The following is a 23661-nucleotide window of genomic DNA, read 5'->3' on the forward strand; positions in this document are numbered from 1 at the left end:
TTAACAGAGAGGTGCCCCGGATAATACCGGGCATCGACTCTACCAATATTAAGGGCATGGTGAAAAACCACAAACTAGCCAAGAGCATAACAGACGCTTCTTGGTATTTGTTCAGTCGCTGGCTCGAATACTTTGGTGAGAAGTTTGGGAGAGAAATTATTGCAGTTCCTCCCCACTTTACTAGCCTTGAATGCGCTAATTGCGGTGTAAAAGTGCAAAAAACTTTAAGCACTCGTACACATTCTTGCTCACATTGCGGATATATCGAACAACGTGATGTGAATGCTGCCAAAGTAATTTTAAGACGTGCAAACGCTACCGGAGGGCATCCGGGAAGTAACGCTAGCGGAGATGTTCTCAATACTTCTATTGGTCGAAAGACCTGTAAAAGCAAAGAACCTCGGTGATGCTAGAATCCCCGCCATTTATGGCTGGGGAGTGTCAATTTTTTGATCGTTATCCAAAGATTATGGAGATACGAACCGCATTCTTGCAGCGTGATTAATTGAAAATTAAGGCATCTTTGCGTCTTTGGGCTTGGCGCGAGATAAAATTCAATCAAGAATCCACATATATACACCAAGAGGGGAAAGTAAATGCCGATTAAAAGAGGAGATACGGTTCGCGTTGTCCGCGAAAAGCTAGAAAATAGTTTAGAAGCACAAGCTAGTGATACACGCTTTCCGAGTTATTTGTTTGAAACTAAAGGCGAAATTGTAGATATTAAAGGTGATTACGCGCAAATCAAGTTCGGAAAAGTGCCAACACCAAATATGTGGTTACGTTTAGATCAACTCGAAGAATTTAAATAAAAAGGCTGTGTACTAGGGATTCGGGAGGAAATCAGCCCTAATATTATGTCCGTTTAATTGACTTAATCAAAAATCCCAAATCCTTGTAGAGACGTAGCAATGCTACGTCTCTACATCATATATAAAGACGTTCCGGCGGAACGTCTCTACGATGGTTGCGACGTTTTATATTAGTGTTAATCAAACGGACATGATATAACTCGTCAGACCGGTTTTAACCAAATCAACCAGCGTCCTAAATCCAAGTATCTTTAATCCCAAATTCCTAATAAAATTAAATTATCCGCCAAAACACGCAATTATGAGCTATTCCCCTTCCTCTCCAATGCTGTGTTATTCACCGCGTGTAACCATTGTCGGTGCTGGTAGGGTTGGTAGTACCCTTGCCCAACGCATTGCCGAAAAAAACTTAGCAGATGTGGTATTGCTGGATATTATTCCCGGAATGCCTCAAGGATTAGCGCTGGATTTGATGGAGGCAAGGGGAATTGAAACCCATAATCGCAAAATTATCGGCACAAATGATTATGCTGATACGTTTGGTTCAGAAATTGTGGTAATTGCGGCAGGAATTAATTGCAAACCGGGTATGAGTCGGGATGATTTGCTTTATGTGAATGCTGGAATTGTAGTGGAGGCAACTTTGAAAGCGATCGCTCGTTCTCCCGATGCGATTTTCATTATCGTCACAAATCCCTTAGATGTGATGACTTATTTAGCAAGACATGCAACGAGTTTACCAAGCGTAGACCCTTCGGGGCTTGTCGCTAGACATCGCATTATGGGTATGGCAGGCGTGTTAGATTCGGCACGCTTTCAAAACTTTATTGCACTAGAATTCGGCGTAAGTCCTGTTGATGTCAACGCAATGGTATTAGGTAGCCACGGAAATTTAATGGTTCCTTTGCCGCGTTATTCTACTATTAACGGTATTCCCATTACAGAATTGATGGATGCAGCCACAATCGAGCGTTTGGTAGAGAGAACCCGTCATGGTGGGGCGGAAATTGTGAAATTAATGCAAACAGGTGGTGCTTTTTTTGCTCCAGCTTCTGCAACTTGCTTAATGATAGAAGCGATTTTGCGAAATGAGTCGCGATTATTACCAGTATCGGCGTATCTTCAGGGAGAATACGGATTAGAGAATATATGTCTTGGCGTTCCTTGTCGCTTGGGATGCGGTGGAATTGACACAGTGTTGGAATTGAATCTTACTGATGTGGAAATGGCTGCTTTACATACTTCCGCTGAATCTGTGCGTGAAAGTATTGAGCGATCCCTTCTCCTGTGGTCGACGGTACGCGATCGCTAACGCAACAAGTGATATCATGTCCGGTAAATTACCCACAATGTAAAGACGTTCCGCCCTAAAGACGTTCCGCCGGAACGTCTCTACCACGGTAGGTATTAGTGTTAATTAAACGGACATGATATAAAACCCAAAGGGCGCATTTTTCAAAACTTTATTAGCGATTATACTCGTCTGCGGGGTCGCCGTAGGGGTCTTCGCTAGCTGGACGGACATCACCGCCGTACTGGTCTGCGGGGTCGCCGTAGGGGTCTTGACTGGCGGGGATAGCGTTACCGTACTGGTCTGCGGGGTCGCCGTAAGGATCTTCGCTAGCTGGACTTACCTGGCGATCGCCGTAATCGGCATCTCCATCAACTTGCCCGTCGTTGGAGCCAGTCAAAATATCTTTAATATCTTTCGCTTTTCGCAAAAAGTCACCTACCATGATTTATCTCCTTTTTAAGTTTGTGTAACCTTGTTGTCAGCCGCTTTCAAGAGCGCCGATTTAAATCGGAGCGTTTGCTGGTGCTACATCTGTTAAATCGCGACCTGTGGAACGCCCGTTATAGCCTTGGAAGTCCCGGTACTGTTGCGCTTCCGATTCAGGAACTTGAATTCCTCCTGATGGTGGAGTTACCCAGTGAACCTGCTTATTAGCATCGCGGTAGTAAACACGCCCGTTTTTGGAAAGGTAGTACTTACCCTGCGCTCCCTCTTTTTGGGAATTCTTATGCTTGTTGTAGAGGTAGTAAAGTGCAGCTGCTCCGGCTAAAGTTATCGCGACTTTCTGCCCCGTTGATAATCCTTTCTTAGCTTGGGGTTGGTTTCCAGGCGCAGGATTGTTTACTGTTCTACCAACGCTATCATCAACAGGTGGGGGTGGCGCTGCATTTTGGGAACCTCCACCACCGCAACTACTAAGAAGCGGTACGGTTAGCAATGCCGAAAGCAACATTGCCAGCGGACGCGAAAGTCTTTTACGCTCTGGGTATATTGTGTTCATCCTATTTGCTTATCACCCTGCGGAAAGCTAAATGCGGTGTTGTGAGAAAAACAGTGTTGAGATTATTGTTATTTTCCAAGATGGAAGGAACGTTTATAGTTCATTTACAACAGGACAGGTACACCGTTTGATTGCAATGATGATGAAATTTTAAAAGTATTTCATCCTGCCTTTGAGAGAACTTGTATTCATCCCAAAGAGATACGAAGCTGGTTTAGTAACAAATATTTTCGTACATAGCAGTCCTGAAAGACAATATCCCCGACTTCGGAAAAGTTGTCGGGGATATGAAACTGGATATTTTCATAAATAAAAACTTGAGATTTTTTCAAAAGTTAAAAGGTTTCAGCCAGAACTATACTGGTAAAGATTATTATTGACACAGTGTCACAAAAATTACAAAATATGACAAATCAAGCTGCAACTCGCCTACTGCTTGCTTTATGGGAATTGGGAGGGGCAAAGCAGGAAGTGAATAAAGGTAAACTTCACGATCGCATCAAATCTAAAGAGAAGAAAATAGCAGATTTCAAAGACATTTTTGAGGACTTGGAGAAAAAAGGAGCGATCGCTATCTCGAAAAAAGGCTACACTCTCGCATCTCCTCAAGGTTTAGCGGTGTTGAGTGAAGGTTTGAAAAGTGGTGATTTTAAATTTGAAGGCACTATTGTCGGAACTTGGGCAGCGAATGCGTTGATAAAGTGGATTGGTGAAATGGATGGTGCAGATGTACCAGTTAATGGGGTAAAGAGTGAAATTAAATCTTACGACGAGTTTGAGAAAGTCACGTTGGAAGTTTATGACAAGCTGAATCGGGACTATAACCTGAATGATTTGGTGCCGATTTATCGAATTAGGAGAGAAATAGGCGATCGTGCAAGTCGTGACCATTTCAGTGATTGGCTGTTGGAAATGCAAGCTAACGATATTTTGCAGCTAATGGCAGGAGAAATGCCAGACATTACTCCTGATAAGCGTGATGACTCAATCACCATCCCCGGTGGTGGATTGCGCTACTACGCCAAGCACTTGAGTTAAATATTGCCCAAAATTCAGTTTTAGTTCGTTACCTCACACCAATCGCTATGGAAAATCCTTCTGTTTCACCGATAGAAGACATCAACGCCGCCATCCAAAGTCATAATCCATTTAGCAACGCTGGAATTGTCAAAGAACAAGATGTTTGGGGGAAGGGATTCCCCGATGTACCTACTTTAAATGCCCATGCTTCAGATGCTGTTTTTCAGGCAATTGAGCTGGTGCGTACTAGTCAATCTAGTCAAGATAAAGTGACATCAATTGCCATAACTGCTCAATACGGAGTAGGTAAAACTCATCTCCTTAGCCGTATTCGTCATCGGCTGGAACGCGAAGGTGGGGCTTTATTCGTCTATGCAGGAGTGAATAATTATACAGATTTAAACCTGGTCAAATACCAATTTCAGCAAACTTTAGCAGATAGTCTGAGCAAAACAGGTAGTCAAGGAGTTATGCAGTGGCAAGAAGTAGCAGCTGCGATCGCAAACGAAGGCTTCAAAGCGATTAATGCCAATGCTCCAAACCTTTCTCCTCAGGATCTGGTTGATCGATTTGACAGAGTATCTGCTAGTTGGTCAGCTAGAAACAGAAATTTGATGAATACGCTCACAAGGCAAGTTCTCAGAACAAAATCAAATGTAGATCCCTATATTTTACGGGCTATTTTGTGGACGCTTTCAGAAACTCAAGCATCTTTTGCAAGAGAATGGTTATCTGGTCATGAGTTAGCAAACTCTAATGCTGATATTTTAGGATTACCCAATCCTAGCAAAACTAGTCAAGACAGAGAAGCTGAAGCACTAAAAAATATTCAGCAAATATTAAATTTAGTGAGTTATTACAACCCTGTTGTTATTTGTTTTGACGAAATTGATGTCCAAAACAACTCTACTGATGATGGTTTTCCAACAGAAATCGTAATTGCTAACTTGGTTAAAATTCTGCACGATACTCTCGAAAACTCTGAACTTGGTCGAGGTGTTGTTATTATTACAGTAATGATGGCTGATACCTGGAGAGATAAGATAAATATAGCGGCAGCTGGAATACCAGATAGAATTTCCAAATATACGCAACGCAGACCGATAGATTTAAAGCCTCTTAATGGGGATTCTATGGTTGAACTAGTCAGCCTGTGGCTAAAAGAATTTTATCAAGCAAGGAGTTTAACTCCTCCTAATCCTCTTTATCCATTTGAAGAAAGTGAACTGAAAAAATATGGTAAAAACAAATTAACTGTTAGAGAAGCTTTGCAATGGTGTGCAGAAAACTTTAAAGTTGATGCAGAGGAATTACCAAAAGAGCCATTTGAGCGATTTGAACTAGCTTTAAAAAGGGAGAGTGAAGTAAACCTTGGTGATTATTTAGAAGAAACGCATAATTCTTTAATTGCCGAGGCTTTGCGTTTTGGCTTTGAGACTTTGAAAGGTCACACATTAGAAGGTGAGACGGAAACAGGTGAGACTTTAAACGAAGTAAAAGTTGAAGATGTTATTGAAGTTGAGCCAAGATCAAAGAATCAGGGTTGGATAAACTTTAAGATTATTGGTAAAGATAAAAACAAAGCTTTCAAAATAGGCGTGACTGTACTCCAATATTCTAACGGACGTGTAGTAGGTGCAGGAATGTGGCGTTTAATTGACTACGAAACATTCGATATAACGCGGGGTTGCTTAGTTCGCTCTAAAGAAAAAACAATTCGCAAGAATTGGGAGTCATACGGTCATCTCAATAAACTTGTGCAAGAATTGCGTGGAGAATGGGTGTATTTGAAAGCAGAAGAAATTAGACCACTCATTGACATTTATTCGGTTTACCAAAAGCGCGAACTTTATCAGCTAAATGAAGAGCAAGTCAGAGAGTTTTCAAAGCCGCTAACTGCCGAAAATCCTTTGTTACGAGAAATATTGAGCGATCCTTCCGGCAAAATTGATCAAGAGACTATTGAGGGAGACGAACTATTAAAGGACTTTATTAACCCTCCTAATATTGAAGATACAGACGACGCGGAAGATTTGGGCGATTTGTTTAATTAACCATGAGCAAATCAACTTTAATTTACAACGCTTTATGTCTACCATCTCCCGATGTTGAAGCGTTAATTCAAGGACGAATAATTGCAGCAATGCCTCGGAAATTCATTAATCCGGGGCAGACATTTGCTCTGTATCCAGCAGATATTTCACTTAATTTACTACCACTAGAGCAGTACTATCGCTCAAGTTTTTTGCCCATTGCACAAACAGTTATTCCTAACTTAGCTTCTGAGGCAGTTTTAATTAAAGCTTGGGCTAAATGCGAACTGTGCCAAATAGTAAATGAATATGAATCATTAAAAGCTTTATCGCAACTAAGCATCTGGACAACAGAAGCACTAGAGCAAATACTTTCGCAACGACCTCATATTTTTTTAGCCTACCTGCGCGTTTATTTGCTGTCTAAACCGTTTGAGATACCAACGCAACCCCAAAATCGTCATTTTGTATCTTTGCCAAAGTCTCAGACTGTTTCCGACGCCAAGCCAGTGTTAAGCGATCGCATCTTCAATATCCGCCAACACCAGTTACAAAATTTACAACCACCGCTGCATCCACAATTAGAAGAATTGCAAAGTGCTTTAATTTCCCTCGCTACCACCAACCCAGCAGCTAAACAATTAGAACAAGATATCAATGTATTTTTAGGTTGGAGTAGTGAGCAATTTGTCAAGCAAAACGATTTAAATTTAGCTTGGATAAATGATATTGCGAAATTAGGCGATCGCAGTCGAAAGGAAGATGAAGGAAAAAGTAATTATCAAGCAGGAACAGAGTTTGAAAAGGTAGTGCGTGATAGTCTTGAATTCCTCGGTTTTACCCTTGACTATTCCCATAAAGGTGGTGCGGGTGGTTTAGATTTATTTTGTTCCCAACCATACCCGCTATTTGGTGAGTGTAAAGCAGGTAAAAAAATTCCCAACGATACGGCAGTACAATTGTTAAATTTAGGAACTTTACGCAGACAAGACCTTTTTAAACAAGCCACTAAATTAATTATTGGTCCTGGTGAACCTACAAAGCAACTTCAAGACGCAGCAAAAATACATGGTATGGCTATAATTAACCCAAAAACACTTGAGAATCTAGTCAAACTACAAAGCACTTATCGTAATTCAGTAGATTTATTTAAGCTAAAAGAATACCTAAAAGCAGGTCAATCAGATGAGGAAGTTGAAAAATATATTAACCAAGTTTATATAGAAATACAACAGCGATCGCAAATCATTCAACAGGTAAAAAATTATCTAGAAAATACAGGTTTTGAGCGAGCAAGTGTTGATGCACTACATGGTTTTATTGCTGGTGCATCGATGAAAATGCAACCTCAAGATTTGCACGAAATATTAATTGAGCTTTCATCACCTTTAACAGGCTACTTGGGACGAATAAAAGGCAAAGATTGGAGAAGCGATCGCTTTTATTTTCTCCGCGACTTACCAACTAGCTAATAATTATCCTAGCGTCAATATTTCAGCTTGATAATTCACTACTAACAGCAGAATTTTTAACCACTCTGAACCTAATAATACTTCTGTAATTTCATCCCCTGCAAAAACTGGAATTTCATACTCCTGTTCATCCAAAAGTACCTTACCTAAATAAATTTCAAAAAGACTTTCCCCTTGTGCGGTTCGCAGTTCATCTCGACCAATATAAGTCCAATCAAGACCGTCTAAATCTTGTTTATTCATTGCGATAAAGCCTGTAAAACCAGTATCTAACAACGCATCCACAGGCAGATTTAAATTATCAGCAGCAATTAATTCAATCTCAAAAAATAATTGACCCCTCTCACCAAATGTACCCTGTATCATATAGTCCCAGTGGCTCCAGTTTCATTCAAGCAGAAAACGCAGTGGTCAGCATTTGGATACTTCTCACGGGCTTTTTTGTGAGCTTGCATATTATCTGCATCAATGAAATAATCACCACTATCTGGTTCGACAGCAATATACCAGCCATAATGTTTATCGATAAATTGGGGACGCACTCGTTCAAAAATCGCTCGACAACGTTGATGAAATACATCTTTTTCGGCTTTGCGTTTGGCTAGTTCTTCTGGTGATATAGTAATTTCGGGAAATATTCTACCTCTGCGTACTAAGCGTTTTGGTGTTGATTCAGTCATAGTTTTAATTCTATCTATTGATATTATTTTCATAGTATCAATATATTTTATAATTTTATATGAATTGAAGAAGCGATCGCTTTTATTTTCTCCGGAACTTACCAACTAGCTAATAATTATCCCAACGTCAATATTTCAGCTTGATAATTCACCACTAACGGCAGAATTTTTAACCACTCTGAACCTAACAATATTTCTGTAATTTCATCTCCGGCAAAAACTGCAACTTCATACTCTTGTTCATCCAAAACTATCTTACCTAAATAAAGTTCAAAAAGACTTTCCCCTTGTGCGGTTCGCAATTCTTGTTCACGAAGAAATTGCCAATTAAGAGCGTCTAAATCCTGTTTATTAATAGCCAGAAAGCCTGTGAAACCAGTATCCAACATGGCATCCACAGGCAGATTGAACCCATTAACACTAATTAATTCAATCTCAAAAAATAGCTGCCCTCTATCGCCAAATGTACCCTGTATCATATTGTGCCAGTGGCTCCAGTCTCATTCAGGCAAAACATACAGTGTACAGCATTTGGATGCTTATCGCGTGCTTTATGGCTTGCTATTTCTATATCTACATCAATGAAGTAATCACCACTATCTGGTTCGACAGCAATATACCAGCCATAATGTTTATCGATAAATTGGGGACGCACTCGTTCAAAAATCGCTCGACAACGTTGATGAAATACATCTTTTTCGGCTTTACGTTTGGCTAATTCTTGTGGTGATATAGTAATTTCGGGAAATATTCGACCTCTGCGTACTAAGCGTTTTGGTGTTGATTCAGTCATCGTTTTAAGTCTATCTATTGATATTATTTTCATAGTATCAATAAATAATATAAGCATTTCAACTAAATAAAACGTCAGACCTCTCCCTGATTTTGACTTGCGTCAAAATCGTCCCTCCCCTACAAGGGGAGGGAAATCAAAGCCTCTCTCCTCGTAGGAGAGAGGTTTGGAGAGAGGTCTACTAATTACACAGGTTGTTTATGGGTTGTGTGCAGTTGTTTTAAAGCCGCTTCTGCTGCTGCTAAATCATAAGGAAATGGTCTACCGCGAGTGATATAATCGCGCTCTTGGGTTGGTCTGTGACGCAATACTGCATTGACTAAAACACATGGTTCGGAACTTAAATTAATTGCTCCGTGCAAAACTCCGGGTGGAATTGTTACTACTGCTGGGTAATCTTCACTTAAAGCAAGATATTGGTATTTCTTGTTAATTAAACTAACCAAAACAAACTCACCTTTAACTAGTAATAATTGGTCTGTTTGTGATTTATGAACAAACAAATCATCTATTGTATTTGGGGGAATCTGCACCAGCATTGTTTCATGGCTAGCTTGGGGGGTAAAAAAGTGAGCCATCCCTCCCTTGATAGATTCTAGGGGATGAATTTCCAGCGATCGCACGTTTTTCATCAAAATATCCTAAAAAAAACATCCTAAAAATTGAAGTCTCTTCAATCTAGGATGCCCAAAAATAAAAAATTGTTGCACAAGCAACAAAAGTCGGCAAAATGTGCTTAAAGTACTACATCTATCAACCCAGAGAAACCTTCAAACTACCGGGTTCCCCAGGATGACCGTGCAACACTACACCGCGCTGATTTGCGGCAAGATGGCGCACAATTTTGAAAATTGGCTCAATTTGGTCGGATGCGTTAGCTTTTTCGGCAATTTCCTCTAAAGAAAGAGGATTTTTTTCAGTTTGCAGCACTTCCACAATTTGTTTTTGCAAATCTAGAATGGTAGCTGCGGCTTTTTTACCAGCTTCTACACCTGGTTGATGGTAGGCATTAATGTTGACTAAATTGCCATAAAACCCAACAGCGCGTTCGTATAAAGCAATCAACGCCCCAACAGTGCGGGGATTAACTTGGGGAATTGTCACTGTAATCGAATCGCGCTGATTTTCATAAAGTGCTTGCCGGGTTCCTTGGAGGAAGCCAGAAAGATAATCACCTGATGTGACTCCAGGATCTATTTCTGGAGATGCACCATTACGATCTTCCAAAACTTCGATGAAGGTGGCAAAGAAATTTGCTACACCATCGCGCAATTGTTGGACGTAAGCGTGTTGGTCAGTTGAGCCTTTGTTGCCATAAACGGCGATGCCTTGATAAACAGTGTTGCCGTCTAAGTCTTTTTCTTTACCCAAAGATTCCATCACCAGCTGTTGCAAATAGCGGCTGAATAGACATAAACTGTCCTTGTAAGGTAGGACAACCATATCTTTTTCGCCGCGTCCGTTGCCAGCATAATACCAAGACAAAGCTAACAATGCTGCTGGGTTCTTTTTGACATCGTTGATGCGTGTGGCATCGTCCATTTCTTTGGCACCTTCTAGCATCTCACCAACCTCGATGCCTTGTAATGCGGCAGGTACTAGCCCCACGGCTGACAATTCAGAGGTGCGTCCTCCTACCCAGTCGTACATGGGAAAGGTTGCTATCCAGCCTTCAGATTTTGCCAATTTATCAAGGTTGCTATCGGCACTGGTGATAGCAACCGCATAATTCGCAAAGTCTAAATTCTGTCCGGCGTAAGCTTTTTTCACTTCAATCATACCGTTGCGCGGTTCCGGTGTTCCCCCAGATTTGGAGATAACTAACACCAAAGTGCTGGCAAGGCTGTTTCGCAAATGAGTCAAAATGCGATCGATACCTGCGGGATCGCTATTGTCGATAAAGTGAATTTTGAGAGGTGGAAAATCTGGGGCAAGCGCTTCAGCCACAAATTCGGGTCCCAGGGCAGATCCACCAATACCGATGGAGATAATATCAGTAAAGCGTTGTGCTCTGGGAGGATGAATTCCACCTGTTTTGACCTTTTCGGCGAATACTTCGATTTGTTCGATTGTGTTGACAATTTCCTCTTGAAGTTCTGGAGTAGGTGCTAAAGTATGATTTCGCAGCCAGTAATGTCCTACCATACGATTTTCGTCTGGATTGGCGATCGCTCCTTTCTCCAGTTCAGCCATATCGGCAAACGCTTTGTCAAACTTCGGCTGCAACGACTCTACAAAGGCATCATCAAACCGCATTCGACTGATATCTAGATAAAATCCTAGTCCTTGGTGGTAATATAACCAATCTTGGTATCGTTGCCAAAGTGCTTTAGCATCCATAGGAAATCTCTAGTTAAGTAGTTACGCAAACAAGTTTAGTTTATGCCAAGAGCGATAAGAGCAGAGCCTTATACAGTCTTAAGTGTTGGGCATGGGGCATTGGGCATTGGGCATGGGGCATGGGGCATTGGGCATGGGGCATGGAAAGAATTGTATTTATTAACGCACTTGCTTTACTTCTTTAATTCTCACTGCGAGCGTGCCCATTGCCCGATGCCCATTGCCCATTGCCCGTTGCCCCATACCCACTTAATTTAAACATCTGGCATCGGTATAACTCGCAAGAATTTGACGATTTGACCCCTAATTTCTATGCCGATGAGATAATTATCCACGGTGAAGCGGTGAAAAAAGCCCTCGCTGTCTAGCTGCCGCAATTCTGGTAAGCAATGCAACGGCGACTTGTCAGCAAACTCAATAAACACAAAATTATACACCCGCTGGTAGGCAGCCGGTTCTAAATTTTTCAAATCTATTAAAAAAGACTTTGCATAGCGGACTTCCCGATTCACAGCAAGCATCACCTTAACCAAATTTTAACTCCTTAGCGACACAAGACACGAAAAAGCTGGCTGATTTAAAAAAACATTAACAGACGCAGCGCTTCATCATGAGTTAAGCTATCCCACGGTTGTTGCGATCGCTTGACTTCTTCTATGGCTTTGAGCATGTAATAGTCACAGTATAAACCGTGGATAACGCTCCAAATCTCTTGGAGGTCATCATCGGCTAATTGTTCGATTAAATGATGTATTCTGATTCGCAGCAAGTTCATATATTATGGGGCATTGGGCATTGGGCATTGGGCATTGGGCATTGGGCATTGGGTATGGAGAATAAATACATAAATGTTTTTATTTGTGCCTACTTACTTATGCCTGTAATATTGTTCCCAGAAAATACCAATGGTTAACACAGACAAGGGGAACTCTTGACTAATGACTAATGACTTTTGACTAATGACTCTTGACTAATAACTATGGTTGACTATCTTATTTTCTTGGCAATTTCTACGTCTATTTTTGCATTGTTCGCTCTGGGGTTGAATTTGCAGTGGGGGTTTACGGGGTTAATTAACTTCGGACATGTTGCTTTTATGACTTTAGGAGCTTATACAACTGTGTTGTTAAGCTTAAAGGGGGTTCCGCTGTTAATTTCGGCGTTGATTGGGGGAATTTTGGCAGCTTTGTTAGGTTTGCTAATTGGTTTCTCAACCCTGCGCTTGCGGGAAGATTACTTGTCAATTGTGACTATTGGTGCTGGGGAATTAGTTCGGTTGGTGGTAAATAACCAAGATTTACCTGTAGGTGATACTTGGATATCTGGGGCGTTTGGGGTACAAAGTTATGCTATACCTTTATCTACAACGCCTAATTTGATTGTCAGATTAATCATGATTGGGTTGCTGACGCTGTTGGGTGGTATAACTTTATATTCGTTATGGCGTTGGATTCGCAGTACGAAAAAGTTAGGTAGCAAGCAAGAATTTGCTACACACTTAGGAGTAGGACTTTTATTTACACTGTTGACGATCGCAATTTATATTTCTGGAGCGATCGCATTATATGATTACAATCCCAAAGCAGGCTTGATGCTGTCGTCACTGCTAGTATTAGCTTTGGTATTTTGGCGCTTGCAAGTTTTAGTGCGATCGCCTTGGGGTAGAATTCTCAAAGCTATCCGCGAAGATGAAGAAATTCCCAAAGCTTTGGGGAAAAATGTCTTTTGGTATAAACTACAATCTTTAATGCTGGGTGGTGCGATCGCAGGCATCGCTGGTGCTTTCTTTGCATGGCAACTCAGCGCTATTTATCCTGATAATTTCCAACCACAGCTAACCTTTGATTGTTGGATTATGGTCATTCTCGGCGGTTCTGGTAATAATATCGGTACTATTTTAGGTGCTGTAATTTACTTTGCTTACGATACCCTTACCCGTGAATACTTGGATGACATTTTCCCCAGTCTCAGTACAGAACAAGCGGGTGCATTTCGCATTATGATAATCGGTTTAATTTTGATTGTACTGATGGTTTGGCGTCCTCAAGGTATCTTAGGAAAAAAGGAGGAACTTACCCTTGGCAAATAATCAATCTTCAGAATTACCTTTACTCGCAGCAAGTGGACTTGCAAAAAGTTTCGGTGGAATTAAAGCTGTAAATGATGCAGAAATTCAAGTTAGAAAAGGCAGCATTACTGGGTTGATTGGTCCCAATGGTGCGGGAAAAACGACTTTATTTAACTTACTTTCTAACTTCATCCGTCCAGATAAGGGACGAGTGGTTTTTGATGGGGAACAAATTCAGCAACTACAACCGCACAAAATTGCCCAGCAAGGCTTGATTCGCACCTTTCAGGTAGCGCGGACTCTTTCGCGGTTGTCGGTGTTAGAAAACGTCGTATTGGCAGCGCAAAAGCAAACTGGTGAGAACTTTTGGCAAGTACAGTTGCAACCCCACGTAGTTGTGAAGGAAGAAAAGCAACTGCGTGAACGAGCAATGTTTTTGTTAGATAAGGTAGGATTAGCTGCAAAAGCTCAAGATTACGCTGGTGGATTATCTGGGGGACAACGCAAACTGTTGGAAATGGCAAGAGCGTTGATGACCAATCCGAAGTTGATTTTGTTAGATGAACCGGCAGCGGGGGTTAATCCGAGATTGATTGATGATATATGCGATCGCATTATCACTTGGAATCGCGAAGAGGGCATGACCTTTCTAATTATCGAACACAATATGGATGTAATCATGTCGTTGTGCGATCGCGTTTGGGTTCTCGCTGAAGGACAAAATCTTGCTGATGGTACTCCAGCGGAAATTCAAAGCAATGCGAAAGTTTTACAAGCTTATTTAGGGCAATGAAAGTCAGCACATACGAGTGCTCATCTGTTCAAATGAGTTGCCGGAATTCTTCCAAAGTATTGCTTGTCAAAATACCTCGCTGAATTGCCTTTAATCGGTTCAAATCGGAAATTTGAGATATTTCTGGCATCAACTGCAATCCTTCAGTGCCAAACTTTATTTCCAAACCTAATTCAATACCGGACAACATTTCTTCTCGTTGTCCTTCTTGCCGTCCTTCTTGCCGTCCTCGCGCTTCTCCCTCTCTTAAGATTTGCTGATACCAAGGAGACTCTGTTAACACTGCCATATCCCACCTCATAATTTGCTGAACTAAGGCACTATCTAATACAAAAGTAGCAAAAAACGCCAGAACGGTTTCTAACTGACTTAATTGTTCGTCTGCACGAAGAATTTGCAAAGCTTGCTGAATTATAGATTCTTCTGCACCACCTTTGAGGATTGCTACAAAGGGAAGCAAAGAGGGAATTGATTGTTGAAAAGCTATTTCTACATCAACTTCCCAAAGATTTATTACGCGGTAGTCTTGAATTGCTCGCAATCCGGCAAACTCAGATTGGTAACGTGTGGCAATTTCGCGATCGCTTTCTTTAAGAATATTAACCAATACTGGGTAGGTTGGCAGGTTATATTTTTCTTCTGCTAATGCAGCATAAACGCGCATTCGTTTGGGCATTTCTGGCTTATAGCGCAATTGTAACTCGTTAAGTACAAGAAATTCGCCATATTGCGGACTGGTAGCGCGGATTAACACGTCGCTTTCGCGGCTAATCCATTGAAATTCAGAATTGAGAACTTCCCCAGCTACGATGTCGGGGATTTGTGTTACCCATTTTACCCAATTTTCGGGCGCGAGGCTGATTAATCGCTTGGTGCTGATGTCAGCGGATTTAGCCATGAGAAGTTAGATGCACTTTTGTGGATTAATTTTAATCGGTTGTGGAGAAAAAGAAAGACTGTTGCCCAATCAAGGGATGATTTTCGTGGAGTAGGCAGTAAATAATTTTGCTATTTTATTAAACAGAATTTTTCATTAGAGGGTATGGTTGAATCAACACCTCTGCTGGAATTCCCAATGAGGAATGCAAACGCCGAATCATCTCTAGTGTTAACGCTTCCTGGCGATTTAAAATGTCTGTAACCTCTCTCTGACTCCCAATAATAGGTTCCAAATCATCAGCGGACAACCCACGGGATTCGAGATAATATAAAATAGCCTCAATCGGCTCTGGTGGCTCAATTGGGTAATGCTGTTGTTCGTATGCTTCCACCAGCATAGTTAAAACTGCTAAGTTGTCAAACTCTGGTGTATCGGGTTCTGCATCAAATAACTTTTCAATTTCATTAAGCGCAGCACAATAATCAGTTTCGGTTTTGATGGGACGAAGTTCAAGCTTCATATAGCGTTTCCTAGTATCCTGAGGTTCAAATTTATCTGCGTCCATCGGCGTTTATCTATCTTCATCTGCGGTTAATTCAATATTCTGTACCTCATGAATATGTGGGAATCGCTATAATACAACCTCAAATTGTTGTTGCATCTACGTTATTGTACTCTTGATGCGTTCCCAGAAAACGAATAAAGATAATGCCAATGTAATAACGAACGTGAACAATTAAGCGATAATCATTGCCTTTGATATTAAAAACAACACGATTATTACCAATAATACTGGCATTACGGTAAGTACTTTTGATATCCGTCGGACTGTTCCATTCCGCACGGAAAGCTTCATCATACCAAGCTTTTAGTGCTTGCTCGGCATCAGGATATGCTTCCCAAAATTTCCGTAAAGTACTGCGGGGAATGATTCGCATACCAGGATTATAGTATTTCTCTAACTATCAGAGTAAATCATCATTCGCTTTATTCAAGCTGCTGTTTCTTCAACTTCAGCAAATTCAGTTAAGAAGCGGAATGCTTTAACGATATAACTAGCGCATTCTCTGGGAGAGGTATTGTAAAACGATCGCCACGCACTACCTTTATCTTCGTCATAACGATCGCCTCTTTCTTTATGTGCATCTAACCAAGCAACTCGCACCGCATGACCAATTAGCACATCTAACACGATATTTTCTTCAATTTGTAAGCTTGGGTTCTTAGAAGCGATCGCAGCTAATTCCATTAATGCTTCAATATTAAGTTGTCGGTATTCTGGTGCCTCAATTTTATTTAACAAATGCTCGATTAGCAAGGCAAAGTTTCTTTCCCCAGCGGTCATTTCGGATATCATCACTTCACTATCCAAACGATTGCGACGCTCTAATTTATCACCAATAACTAAGCCTTTACAATGATGCATCACCAGCCAAACTTGCTGAAAAAAGTCTTTGGGGACTCGTCCTGTAGCACCTTCAGCTTGACGAAACCGACGCCAACCACCTGCTGGTACTTCTATATCCGTTTCTATTACTGGTTGCACTACCCATTCAATATCAGTTTCTTTTTGTTTGACGTGCAGTGATTCTTGTTTACGTAATAACTTACTCATGCCGGTGTGTTCAGTGAATACTTTTTCCAAGCGCATTTTCACTTCAAAAGGCGAAAGTTCCATCAATTTTTCATAAGCTTCGTCTTGAGTGATATGCATTTCCCCAGCAATTTCGCTAGTTAGCAATAAAATGTAATAGCCGACTCTCAATGTCAGCAGTCCTTTAAATAATTCTGGTTCTGACTTGATTAACAAACTCAGATATATAAGAATTTCTTGAGTGAGAACGCGATCGCTTATATCCTCACGACAGAAGTGATTTATTTTCTCGACTATTTCCTTATGAGATAATGGCACGGTTATTAGCGAGGCTTCGCTATAAGCCCTACCCACAGCGATTTGCTTACCCCGTACCAAAATATTCGTTACCACGTCTGACAGGGCAATATAATTCATCTTCTGCAAACCCGCAGCGCGACGCACTATCCCCCACATGCCAATTTTTCCGGCTCTGGTGTATACTTCGTCAAGTAAATCTGCTACGGTGATAGGATTTTCGCGTTCACCAAAGCCGGTATCAAATTCCAATCCTTGCAAACGAGTTAAAGTCTGCAATAATTCTATTTGCTCGTAAAGGTTTTCTGATGAGCGCAACGATGAAAGCAACAATTCCAAGTTACTTTGAAACTCCACTTGAAATTCTTGGGTGTGTTCTAAATGCCCATTTTTTTCGGAATCATAAGCTAAATAATAACAATGCAACCCAGCATTTTTTACAGGTGCTTGGAAAAATTCTTCTTTTTTGACTAAATCAAGTCTTTCTATAGTTGTAGTCAACATCAATTGATTTAATCGTCCTAATTTGACGCGCACACCATGACAAACACCATCTTTTAATTCTTGCATCAGTTCTAGCAAAGCTTCTGAACCTGTTTCCAACATGGTATGAGTCAACATTAATGTTAATGTCGGACGTCCTAAATCATTCCAATACTTTTGGATATAACCAAGTTCGCTTCTGAGTTGATCTACTAAAAAATGATAATCAAGAGTTAAATAGAACTGTTCAGAGTCTAAAAATGAAGGCAAAAATATTACTGTCTCGTTTCCAAAGCGGAAAATTCTTGATGTTGTCAAACTGCGCGGACTGCGTGGTGGGCGTCCAGTTAAACCTAGTTTATCACAACGTCCAATTTGTTTATAAATAGCAATTAAATCACCGGCTTCTCTCACTTGAATCGGTTCTACTTGTGCGGGTGTTTGTGTTTCAATTCCGCGAACTTCTAGCTTTGCTTGTAAATCTTCATCTTCTGCTAGCAAAGCTATTTGTACTAAAGCTTGACGGTCTTTTCCTATACACAAATGTCTTCCCAAGGGGTCAATATCACCAACTGCTAATAATCCATCAGTTAACATTTGACCGAGAAAATATAAACTCTGCGCCCAAACTAATGGTATATTCTCGTTAGGTAAGCGTGGTTGACTTTGAGGTGTTAATCTTTCGGCTTCTACATTAGCTTCTGGAACATAATAAACTTCTGGTAATAAAAGTAATCCATCGCGTTCAACAAGTAATCCTTCTAAACTTGTTTGATATTTGTTAATTTGTTCTTGATCGCCGCGAAATAATCCATCTAAAAGTAAATAAGTGAAAAATAAGGGCCATTCACACTCAATATTCTCAAATTGTTTGAGTTCCCAAGGTTCATAATGTAACCGATGAGAGTCTTCTAAAACGGTTTGATGTCCATCCTTTAAAAAGCGTTTGCAACCGTATTTGCCTTCAAGTTTATTGATGATATCATTAAAAGTGCGATCGCGTAACTCCACATCTTCCACCGCAAACGCAGGAAAGCTAATTACACTCAACAGCGCAGCATCAATTTCTTTTGAGCCTGATTCTCTTGGCAATAGTGATTCTAGCGTAATTCGGGCGCGGGCAATTTCATCTGACAAGGCATGAATTACTGATGCTTGACTACCGCATACACCAAATAAATTCACTCCATTAATCGCTTCTAAAGCGGCTTTTGCCATGCCGATAGAACTAGCATTTAATTCGGCGTTACCGTGATTAATTTTATTTCCCCGTTCCCAAATGCCGTAATCTGGAGTGCGGTAAGCTCGTCCTATATAGTAAACTAAATTTTGGACGAAATTCACTTCATCAATTGTAAAAATAATCTGCAATCCGGAAGCAGTCATTTGTGCCAACATCAGTATAAATATTGATGTTGCATCAAGTTGTAAATGTCCCCATTCGTCATCACCGACAACAATATCTCCTGTCGCAGTATTATATTTAGCGTGTAACGAATCTAATGGTGACTGAGTATGTTTAAATTGCTCTACCTTGTGTGATTGTCGCATCATAGCAAACAACAATCCGCGCATCAGCTTGACAACGCTGTGTTCTAACTCATAGGTGCGTCCATTATCTTCATCTACTTTGCGGTAGGCTAGTCCTAAACCCCAAACTGCGAGAATACTATATACATTATCTCGCACCCAAGCATCAGTATAATCTCCGTGAGCAGTTATTGCCGTACTTGCTGGAAGCAACCCAGTAATTGCATTTTGACGCACTAGAATAATTGTCTTGATTTGTTCATAGTAATAATCAAGACGAGATAGTAATTCAGTAATTGTTTTCATAATCAGATTGTTCGCAGAGAGTGGAAATTTGATTTAGTGGCAATGAATTGAATATTGTTATATAGCGTTTCCTAGTTTGCTGAGGTACAAATTTATCTGCGTCCATCAGCGTTTATCTATCTTCCGAAGCGGTTAATTCAATATTCTGTACCTCATGAATGTGGGAATCGCTATAAATACCAGAACAACTTTTGCCTTTTAACTTGTTAGTATTAGTGAATTTTACTCGAAATTGTAATTTTTTTCAAAAAAAAGATGTTTAAGAAGACTTGGGCGAATATAATTCGCTACTACACAGGCAAAGTCTGCCTACGCAGACTATAAAAACAAGGGTTTTGATTGTATAGCCGCGACTTATAAACACCCGGTAGAGTAAAAAATAAGACTTAGAACCGATGTTTAAAAGTCGCAAAGTTTACTATAAGTTTCCGTGTCTACTGCAAATTAACTTGCGATCGCTTCCAGCTTTTTGCGGATGGGACGCTTGCGCTCTGATTTCTTCTTCAGTCCAACCGCTTGAGCTTCATCGCTATCTGTTCCATATTGCCCGCGCACGACTTCTTTCATGGCTAATACAGCATTGTGAAATTCCCACTCTGCTAATCGCGCAGCATCGGCAGCAGCACGGTATAAAGTTAGTTTTTCGGTTTCGGCTTGTTGATGAGTCAACATAGCCTGATAAGCTTCCTGTAACTTTGTCCTAGAGGCATCAGTGCGGGGTGTATCATAGCTAGTGACGGTTTGCAATCCGTGCAGTGAGTCAATATCTTGACTAATCAGATGAGGAGACAAACGACGTGTTCTATCTGGGGTAGGCATAGTAGCATAGGTAATAAATTATATATTTAACGTACCCATTAAAACAAAATACATAACAGTAAGGTGAAAAAAGGTGATTTAATGTTTGCAAGTCGATGCAATGGCATTGTCACCCGATCCAATGGCATTGCATCGCGATCGCATCGCATTGTCACTCGATGCAATGGCATTGGATCGCGATCGCATCGCATTGTCACTCGATGCAATGGCATTGGATCGCGATCGCATCGCATTGTCACTCGATGCAATGGCATTGGATCGCGATCGCATCGCATTGTCACCCGATGCAATGGCATTGTCACCCAATGCAATATAATAGACCTCTCTTGAAAAACAATGTAGAGACGTAGCAGTGCTACGTCTTTACAAGGGTTCTGGATAAGGCATATTTAATTTCTACCAGATGTCTAATGCAGAACTTACGCACGAACTACGTGTTTCCGTCATTGCGACGCAAGAAAGCAATCTCAAAGTCTTGTTTTCTCGTAACAAGTGCGTAAGTCCTATAATGGATAAATTAACTGAGTATCCCAAGCTAATCAGGCGTATTTTATCTGATTTAGTAGTCTGTCAAACTCTTAAATGACGGTTAGAGAGACGCGAGCAATCGGCGTCTCTAATGAGCGGTAAACCGCTCACTACGAACCAAGAGAATATTTTATGTTTAATTTGGCTCACTTACTTAATTTATTTATAGTTACAGAAATAATAATAGTTAAATAATTTAGAAATAAAATCCAGATTACTAGCATCTGCGTCTACACTAATGGTTGCAGGCTAAAGTAATGCATATTATTTATCAATATTCAATTTGTTATTTGTTAGTTGTTGGTTGACGGTTAACAGTCAACAGTCAAAAGTTATCCACTAACCACTATCCACTATCCGCTATGGTTTTTATACTTCCTGGTGTTAAATTCGATTCTAATCTGATTCAAAAGTACGATACTGCTACACCGAGATACACCAGTTATCCACCCGCAACTGAGTTAACAGAAGCATTTAATGAAAGTGATTTTAAAGAAGCGATCGCTAACTCAAATCAAAGAAAATCTCCACTTTCTTTGTATTTCCATATACCGTTTTGTCAAACTGCCTGTTACTTCTGTGGTTGTAATACGGTAATTTCCAACAATAAGAATATTGCTAAACCTTATTTACAGTCTTTAGTTCAAGATATTAGAAATACAGCAGCCTTAATTGATTCTGATAGAAAAGTACTGCAAGTTCACTGGGGTGGTGGTACTCCTAATTATTTGAATCCCCAACAAATAGAATTTTTGTGGAAAAATATTAGGCAACATTTCACCATTGATCCACAAGCGGAAATCTCAATTGAGATAAATCCCCGCTATGTTGATAAAAATTACATTTTCTTTCTCAGAGAAATTGGCTTTAACCGAATTAGTTTTGGTATCCAAGATTTCAATCGGCAAGTTCAAGTCGCTGTAAATCGCGTTCAACCTGAAGAAATGCTCTTTGATGTGATGAGTTGGATTAAAGAAGCTAACTTCAAAAGTGTGAATGTAGACTTAATTTATGGTTTACCTTATCAAACTCGCGAAACTTTCAAAGAAACGATTCAAAAGACGATCGCATTAGATCCCAATCGAATTGTAGTCTTTAATTTTGCTTATGTGCCGTGGGTAAAGCCTGTCCAAAAAAATATACGTGAAGAGAAGCTTCCCCTACCAGAAGAAAAGTTAGAAATTCTCAAGATGACGATTGAGGAATTGACAGCGAATAAGTATTTATTTATTGGGATGGATCATTTTGCTAAAGCTGATGATGAATTAGCGATCGCTCAACAAAATCGCACCCTAAAACGCAATTTTCAAGGCTACACCACCCTAGCAGAAACAGAACTATTTGGTTTTGGTGCCACATCTATTAGTATGTTAGAAGACGCTTACGCCCAAAACCACAAGCAATTACAAGATTATTATAGAGGAATTGAGGCTGGTGTTTTACCAATTAGTAAAGGCATCAAACTCAGCCAAGATGATATTATTCGACGCGATGTGATAATGTCTATTATGTGTCATCACGAACTGCATAAGCCAGACATTGAAAAGAAGTACAATATCAACTTTGATGAATACTTCAGCTTAGAAATAAAGGCGTTACAGCCATTAGAAGCAGATGGATTAGTTGAGTTATCAACGAAATATATTCGGATTACAGAAATCGGCAAACTACTTTTAAGAAACGTTGCCGTTATCTTTGATGCTCATACCAGAAATCAACAGAGAAAATTCTCTCGTGCCATTTGAGTCTAAGCTCATTTTCTTTAGTAGTGAGCGGTTTACCGCTCATACCATGTTCGTTTAATTAACAATAATAAAAACATACCAACCATCGTAGAGACGTTCCGACGGAATGTCTTTACATTGCATGATATCAATTGTAGAGGTTTAAACGGCTAAAGCCGTTACTACTAAGAAGCGCATTTATTTACACTACTGCTGGGATAATGCATAAACACTACAGGAACTCTCAGCAGCTTTTTACCTAATTGCGATAATCCAAACTTACCTTTAAGCGATCGCGGTAAATCCTCGAAGGCAATTACTACAAAACCAAACTTAGTATAAAATTCCGCCAACCGCTGACCCAAACATTCTAAGTATAGCGGTTGAGTTGCTCCTGCAATCAAATGCTGCGTAATTAAAGTTGCTAAACCGCGATTTCTCCAAGCTGGTGTAACTACCAAACTACCAAGTTCTTGTGTATCATCAAAGTTTCGTAACTGTCCGCAAGCTACTATTTTCCCCTCGCATTCAATTACCGAAAATTGCGAAAAGCGTATTTGCGTCGGGTCAAGTTTTGCCGAAAGAACCAACCATCTAATTGACCAAATATCCTCAGATATCGCTTGACGCAGGATACATCCATTTGGTAGTGACACGCTTTTTTTCATAGAACGTCGCTGATTAAAAGTCATCTGAAATACGTTGACGACGTTGAGCAGGATTAGCAGCGGGACTATGCAGTTTATTTGCCCACAAAACTAGAGGAATGCTGAGTGTTCCAAAAATCATCATCACAACGGTGATTATCAAAACCATTCTACGATTGGGGCGATAATTACCCTGCTCAATCTGCCAAAAAACTTCGTTATAATGCCAAGCAGCCGAAGCTATAACTACAATACCAAAAATTACTAAGCAGACACCGAGGTTTTCTGAGTTAAAGATGGGATGAACCTGAGGTTCTTGTTGAGTTAGGGTAGAATGAAGTTGACGTAGAAATAAGCTGAATCTAGCGATCGCAAAACCAAAACCGATTAAAGCAATTGAAGTCCGTAACCAAGCCAAAAATGTACGTTCGTTCGCTTGATGCTCCCGCTGACGGTCTATTTGAGGATATTTTGTCATTAAAATTTTAAACAAGACAAAGTGTCTATTTTCCTTTTTATTGAAAATGACTCTTGACCCATAGCTTCTT

Annotated in this window: 27 protein-coding genes; 10 read left to right on the forward strand and 17 right to left on the reverse strand. The window is 40.4% G+C overall.

Features of this window, described 5'->3' with window-relative positions; translation table 11 throughout:
- The 3 genes from TOL9009_RS0121840 to mdh form a co-directional block, all read left to right on the forward strand.
- Window positions 1-407: RNA-guided endonuclease InsQ/TnpB family protein (locus TOL9009_RS0121840; RefSeq protein ID WP_221928649.1), on the forward strand; the 407-nt coding region annotated here is incomplete at its 5' end.
- Between the two features lie 189 nt (window positions 408-596).
- A complete protein-coding gene (gene ndhO, locus TOL9009_RS0121845) occupies window positions 597-812 on the forward strand; it encodes an NAD(P)H-quinone oxidoreductase subunit O (RefSeq protein WP_029634642.1) in 216 nt (71 codons plus the stop codon).
- A 301-nt stretch (window positions 813-1113) separates the two neighbouring features.
- Complete coding sequence (gene mdh / locus TOL9009_RS0121850; RefSeq protein WP_029634643.1) at window positions 1114-2124, forward strand: malate dehydrogenase; 1011 nt, start codon at window positions 1114-1116, stop codon at window positions 2122-2124.
- A 154-nt stretch (window positions 2125-2278) separates the two neighbouring features.
- On the opposite strand, the gene TOL9009_RS0121855 is transcribed toward mdh, so the two are convergent.
- Together TOL9009_RS0121855 and TOL9009_RS0121860 are read right to left on the reverse strand one after the other, a co-directional pair.
- Window positions 2279-2548 (reverse strand): hypothetical protein, encoded by a 270-nt coding sequence (locus TOL9009_RS0121855; RefSeq protein ID WP_029634644.1) that lies wholly within the window; start codon window positions 2546-2548, stop codon window positions 2279-2281.
- 60 nt (window positions 2549-2608) lie between these two features.
- A complete protein-coding gene (locus TOL9009_RS0121860) occupies window positions 2609-3106 on the reverse strand; it encodes a hypothetical protein (RefSeq protein ID WP_029634645.1) in 498 nt (165 codons plus the stop codon).
- Window positions 3107-3511: 405 nt separating this feature from the next.
- Between TOL9009_RS0121860 and TOL9009_RS0121865 the strand changes: the two genes are divergently transcribed.
- From TOL9009_RS0121865 to TOL9009_RS0121875, 3 genes are read left to right on the forward strand one after another with little or no spacing between them, the layout of a single operon-like run.
- A complete protein-coding gene (locus TOL9009_RS0121865; protein ID WP_029634646.1) occupies window positions 3512-4144 on the forward strand; it encodes a hypothetical protein in 633 nt (210 codons plus the stop codon).
- Window positions 4145-4191: 47 nt separating this feature from the next.
- A complete protein-coding gene (locus tag TOL9009_RS0121870) occupies window positions 4192-6180 on the forward strand; it encodes a P-loop NTPase fold protein (protein WP_029634647.1) in 1989 nt (662 codons plus the stop codon).
- A gap of 2 nt (window positions 6181-6182) precedes the next feature.
- A complete protein-coding gene (locus TOL9009_RS0121875) occupies window positions 6183-7631 on the forward strand; it encodes a DUF1802 family protein (protein ID WP_029634648.1) in 1449 nt (482 codons plus the stop codon).
- A gap of 3 nt (window positions 7632-7634) precedes the next feature.
- Here TOL9009_RS0121875 and TOL9009_RS0121880 read toward each other — a convergent pair whose 3' ends face one another.
- From TOL9009_RS0121880 to TOL9009_RS0121915, 8 genes are all read right to left on the reverse strand, one after another.
- A complete protein-coding gene (locus TOL9009_RS0121880; protein ID WP_029634649.1) occupies window positions 7635-7997 on the reverse strand; it encodes a hypothetical protein in 363 nt (120 codons plus the stop codon).
- Window positions 7994-8311, reverse strand: coding sequence for a hypothetical protein (locus TOL9009_RS0121885; protein ID WP_029634650.1), 318 nt, complete (start codon window positions 8309-8311; stop codon window positions 7994-7996). Before TOL9009_RS0121885 ends, TOL9009_RS0121880 begins: the two co-directional genes overlap by 4 nt.
- A gap of 116 nt (window positions 8312-8427) precedes the next feature.
- Complete coding sequence (locus TOL9009_RS0121890) at window positions 8428-8790, reverse strand: hypothetical protein (protein WP_029634651.1); 363 nt, start codon at window positions 8788-8790, stop codon at window positions 8428-8430.
- Window positions 8787-9104 carry a hypothetical protein gene (locus tag TOL9009_RS0121895; protein WP_029634652.1) on the reverse strand — a complete coding sequence of 106 codons (318 nt, stop codon included), beginning with the start codon at window positions 9102-9104 and terminating at the stop codon, window positions 8787-8789. The genes TOL9009_RS0121890 and TOL9009_RS0121895 overlap by 4 nt, the downstream gene beginning before the upstream one ends.
- A 185-nt stretch (window positions 9105-9289) precedes the next feature.
- Window positions 9290-9736, reverse strand: a complete 447-nt coding sequence (locus TOL9009_RS0121900; protein WP_029634653.1) for a cupin domain-containing protein — start codon at window positions 9734-9736, stop codon at window positions 9290-9292.
- A gap of 121 nt (window positions 9737-9857) precedes the next feature.
- The gene (locus tag TOL9009_RS0121905) at window positions 9858-11444 is read right to left on the reverse strand and encodes a glucose-6-phosphate isomerase (protein WP_029634654.1); all 1587 of its coding nucleotides are present in this window, start codon (window positions 11442-11444) and stop codon (window positions 9858-9860) included.
- Window positions 11445-11698: 254 nt separating this feature from the next.
- Window positions 11699-11965, reverse strand: coding sequence for a hypothetical protein (locus tag TOL9009_RS0121910; RefSeq protein ID WP_038296518.1), 267 nt, complete (start codon window positions 11963-11965; stop codon window positions 11699-11701).
- A 56-nt stretch (window positions 11966-12021) separates the two neighbouring features.
- Window positions 12022-12219: a hypothetical protein gene (locus TOL9009_RS0121915; RefSeq protein WP_029634656.1), complete on the reverse strand. Its 198-nt coding sequence runs from the start codon at window positions 12217-12219 to the stop codon at window positions 12022-12024.
- 204 nt (window positions 12220-12423) lie between these two features.
- Here TOL9009_RS0121915 and TOL9009_RS0121920 point away from each other — a divergent pair, with 204 nt between their 5' ends.
- Window positions 12424-13533, forward strand: a complete 1110-nt coding sequence (locus tag TOL9009_RS0121920) for a branched-chain amino acid ABC transporter permease (RefSeq protein ID WP_029634657.1) — start codon at window positions 12424-12426, stop codon at window positions 13531-13533.
- Window positions 13523-14305 carry an ABC transporter ATP-binding protein gene (locus TOL9009_RS0121925; protein WP_029634658.1) on the forward strand — a complete coding sequence of 261 codons (783 nt, stop codon included), beginning with the start codon at window positions 13523-13525 and terminating at the stop codon, window positions 14303-14305. Before TOL9009_RS0121920 ends, TOL9009_RS0121925 begins: the two co-directional genes overlap by 11 nt.
- A gap of 28 nt (window positions 14306-14333) precedes the next feature.
- Here TOL9009_RS0121925 and TOL9009_RS0121930 read toward each other — a convergent pair whose 3' ends face one another.
- From TOL9009_RS0121930 to TOL9009_RS0121950, 5 genes are all read right to left on the reverse strand, one after another.
- Entirely contained in the window at window positions 14334-15203 is an 870-nt protein-coding gene (locus tag TOL9009_RS0121930; RefSeq protein ID WP_029634659.1) for an RpnC/YadD family protein, read from the reverse strand.
- A gap of 118 nt (window positions 15204-15321) precedes the next feature.
- Window positions 15322-15705, reverse strand: a complete 384-nt coding sequence (locus TOL9009_RS0121935; RefSeq protein ID WP_029634660.1) for a helix-turn-helix domain-containing protein — start codon at window positions 15703-15705, stop codon at window positions 15322-15324.
- 124 nt (window positions 15706-15829) lie between these two features.
- Window positions 15830-16123, reverse strand: coding sequence for a type II toxin-antitoxin system HigB family toxin (locus TOL9009_RS0121940; RefSeq protein WP_029634661.1), 294 nt, complete (start codon window positions 16121-16123; stop codon window positions 15830-15832).
- Between the two features lie 53 nt (window positions 16124-16176).
- Window positions 16177-19395, reverse strand: coding sequence for a glycoside hydrolase family 15 protein (locus TOL9009_RS0121945; RefSeq protein WP_029634662.1), 3219 nt, complete (start codon window positions 19393-19395; stop codon window positions 16177-16179).
- Between the two features lie 444 nt (window positions 19396-19839).
- Window positions 19840-20214 carry a hypothetical protein gene (locus TOL9009_RS0121950; protein WP_029634663.1) on the reverse strand — a complete coding sequence of 125 codons (375 nt, stop codon included), beginning with the start codon at window positions 20212-20214 and terminating at the stop codon, window positions 19840-19842.
- 85 nt (window positions 20215-20299) lie between these two features.
- Between TOL9009_RS0121950 and TOL9009_RS0121955 the strand changes: the two genes are divergently transcribed.
- A complete protein-coding gene (locus TOL9009_RS0121955; RefSeq protein ID WP_144238302.1) occupies window positions 20300-20530 on the forward strand; it encodes a hypothetical protein in 231 nt (76 codons plus the stop codon).
- A gap of 574 nt (window positions 20531-21104) precedes the next feature.
- Window positions 21105-22487, forward strand: coding sequence for an oxygen-independent coproporphyrinogen III oxidase (gene hemN, locus TOL9009_RS0121960; RefSeq protein WP_029634665.1), 1383 nt, complete (start codon window positions 21105-21107; stop codon window positions 22485-22487).
- A gap of 164 nt (window positions 22488-22651) precedes the next feature.
- On the opposite strand, the gene TOL9009_RS0121965 is transcribed toward hemN, so the two are convergent.
- Both TOL9009_RS0121965 and TOL9009_RS0121970 read right to left on the reverse strand, forming a co-directional pair.
- On the reverse strand, window positions 22652-23158 hold the full coding sequence (locus tag TOL9009_RS0121965) for a GNAT family N-acetyltransferase (RefSeq protein WP_398344912.1): 507 nt from the start codon (window positions 23156-23158) through the stop codon (window positions 22652-22654).
- A complete protein-coding gene (locus tag TOL9009_RS0121970; RefSeq protein ID WP_029634667.1) occupies window positions 23148-23591 on the reverse strand; it encodes a YidH family protein in 444 nt (147 codons plus the stop codon). The genes TOL9009_RS0121965 and TOL9009_RS0121970 overlap by 11 nt, the downstream gene beginning before the upstream one ends.
- Window positions 23592-23661: the final 70 nt, after the last annotated feature.

It is taken from the genome of [Scytonema hofmanni] UTEX 2349 (genome assembly GCF_000582685.1).
In the GTDB taxonomy this organism is placed as follows: Bacteria; Cyanobacteriota; Cyanobacteriia; order Cyanobacteriales; family Nostocaceae; genus Hassallia; species Hassallia hofmanni.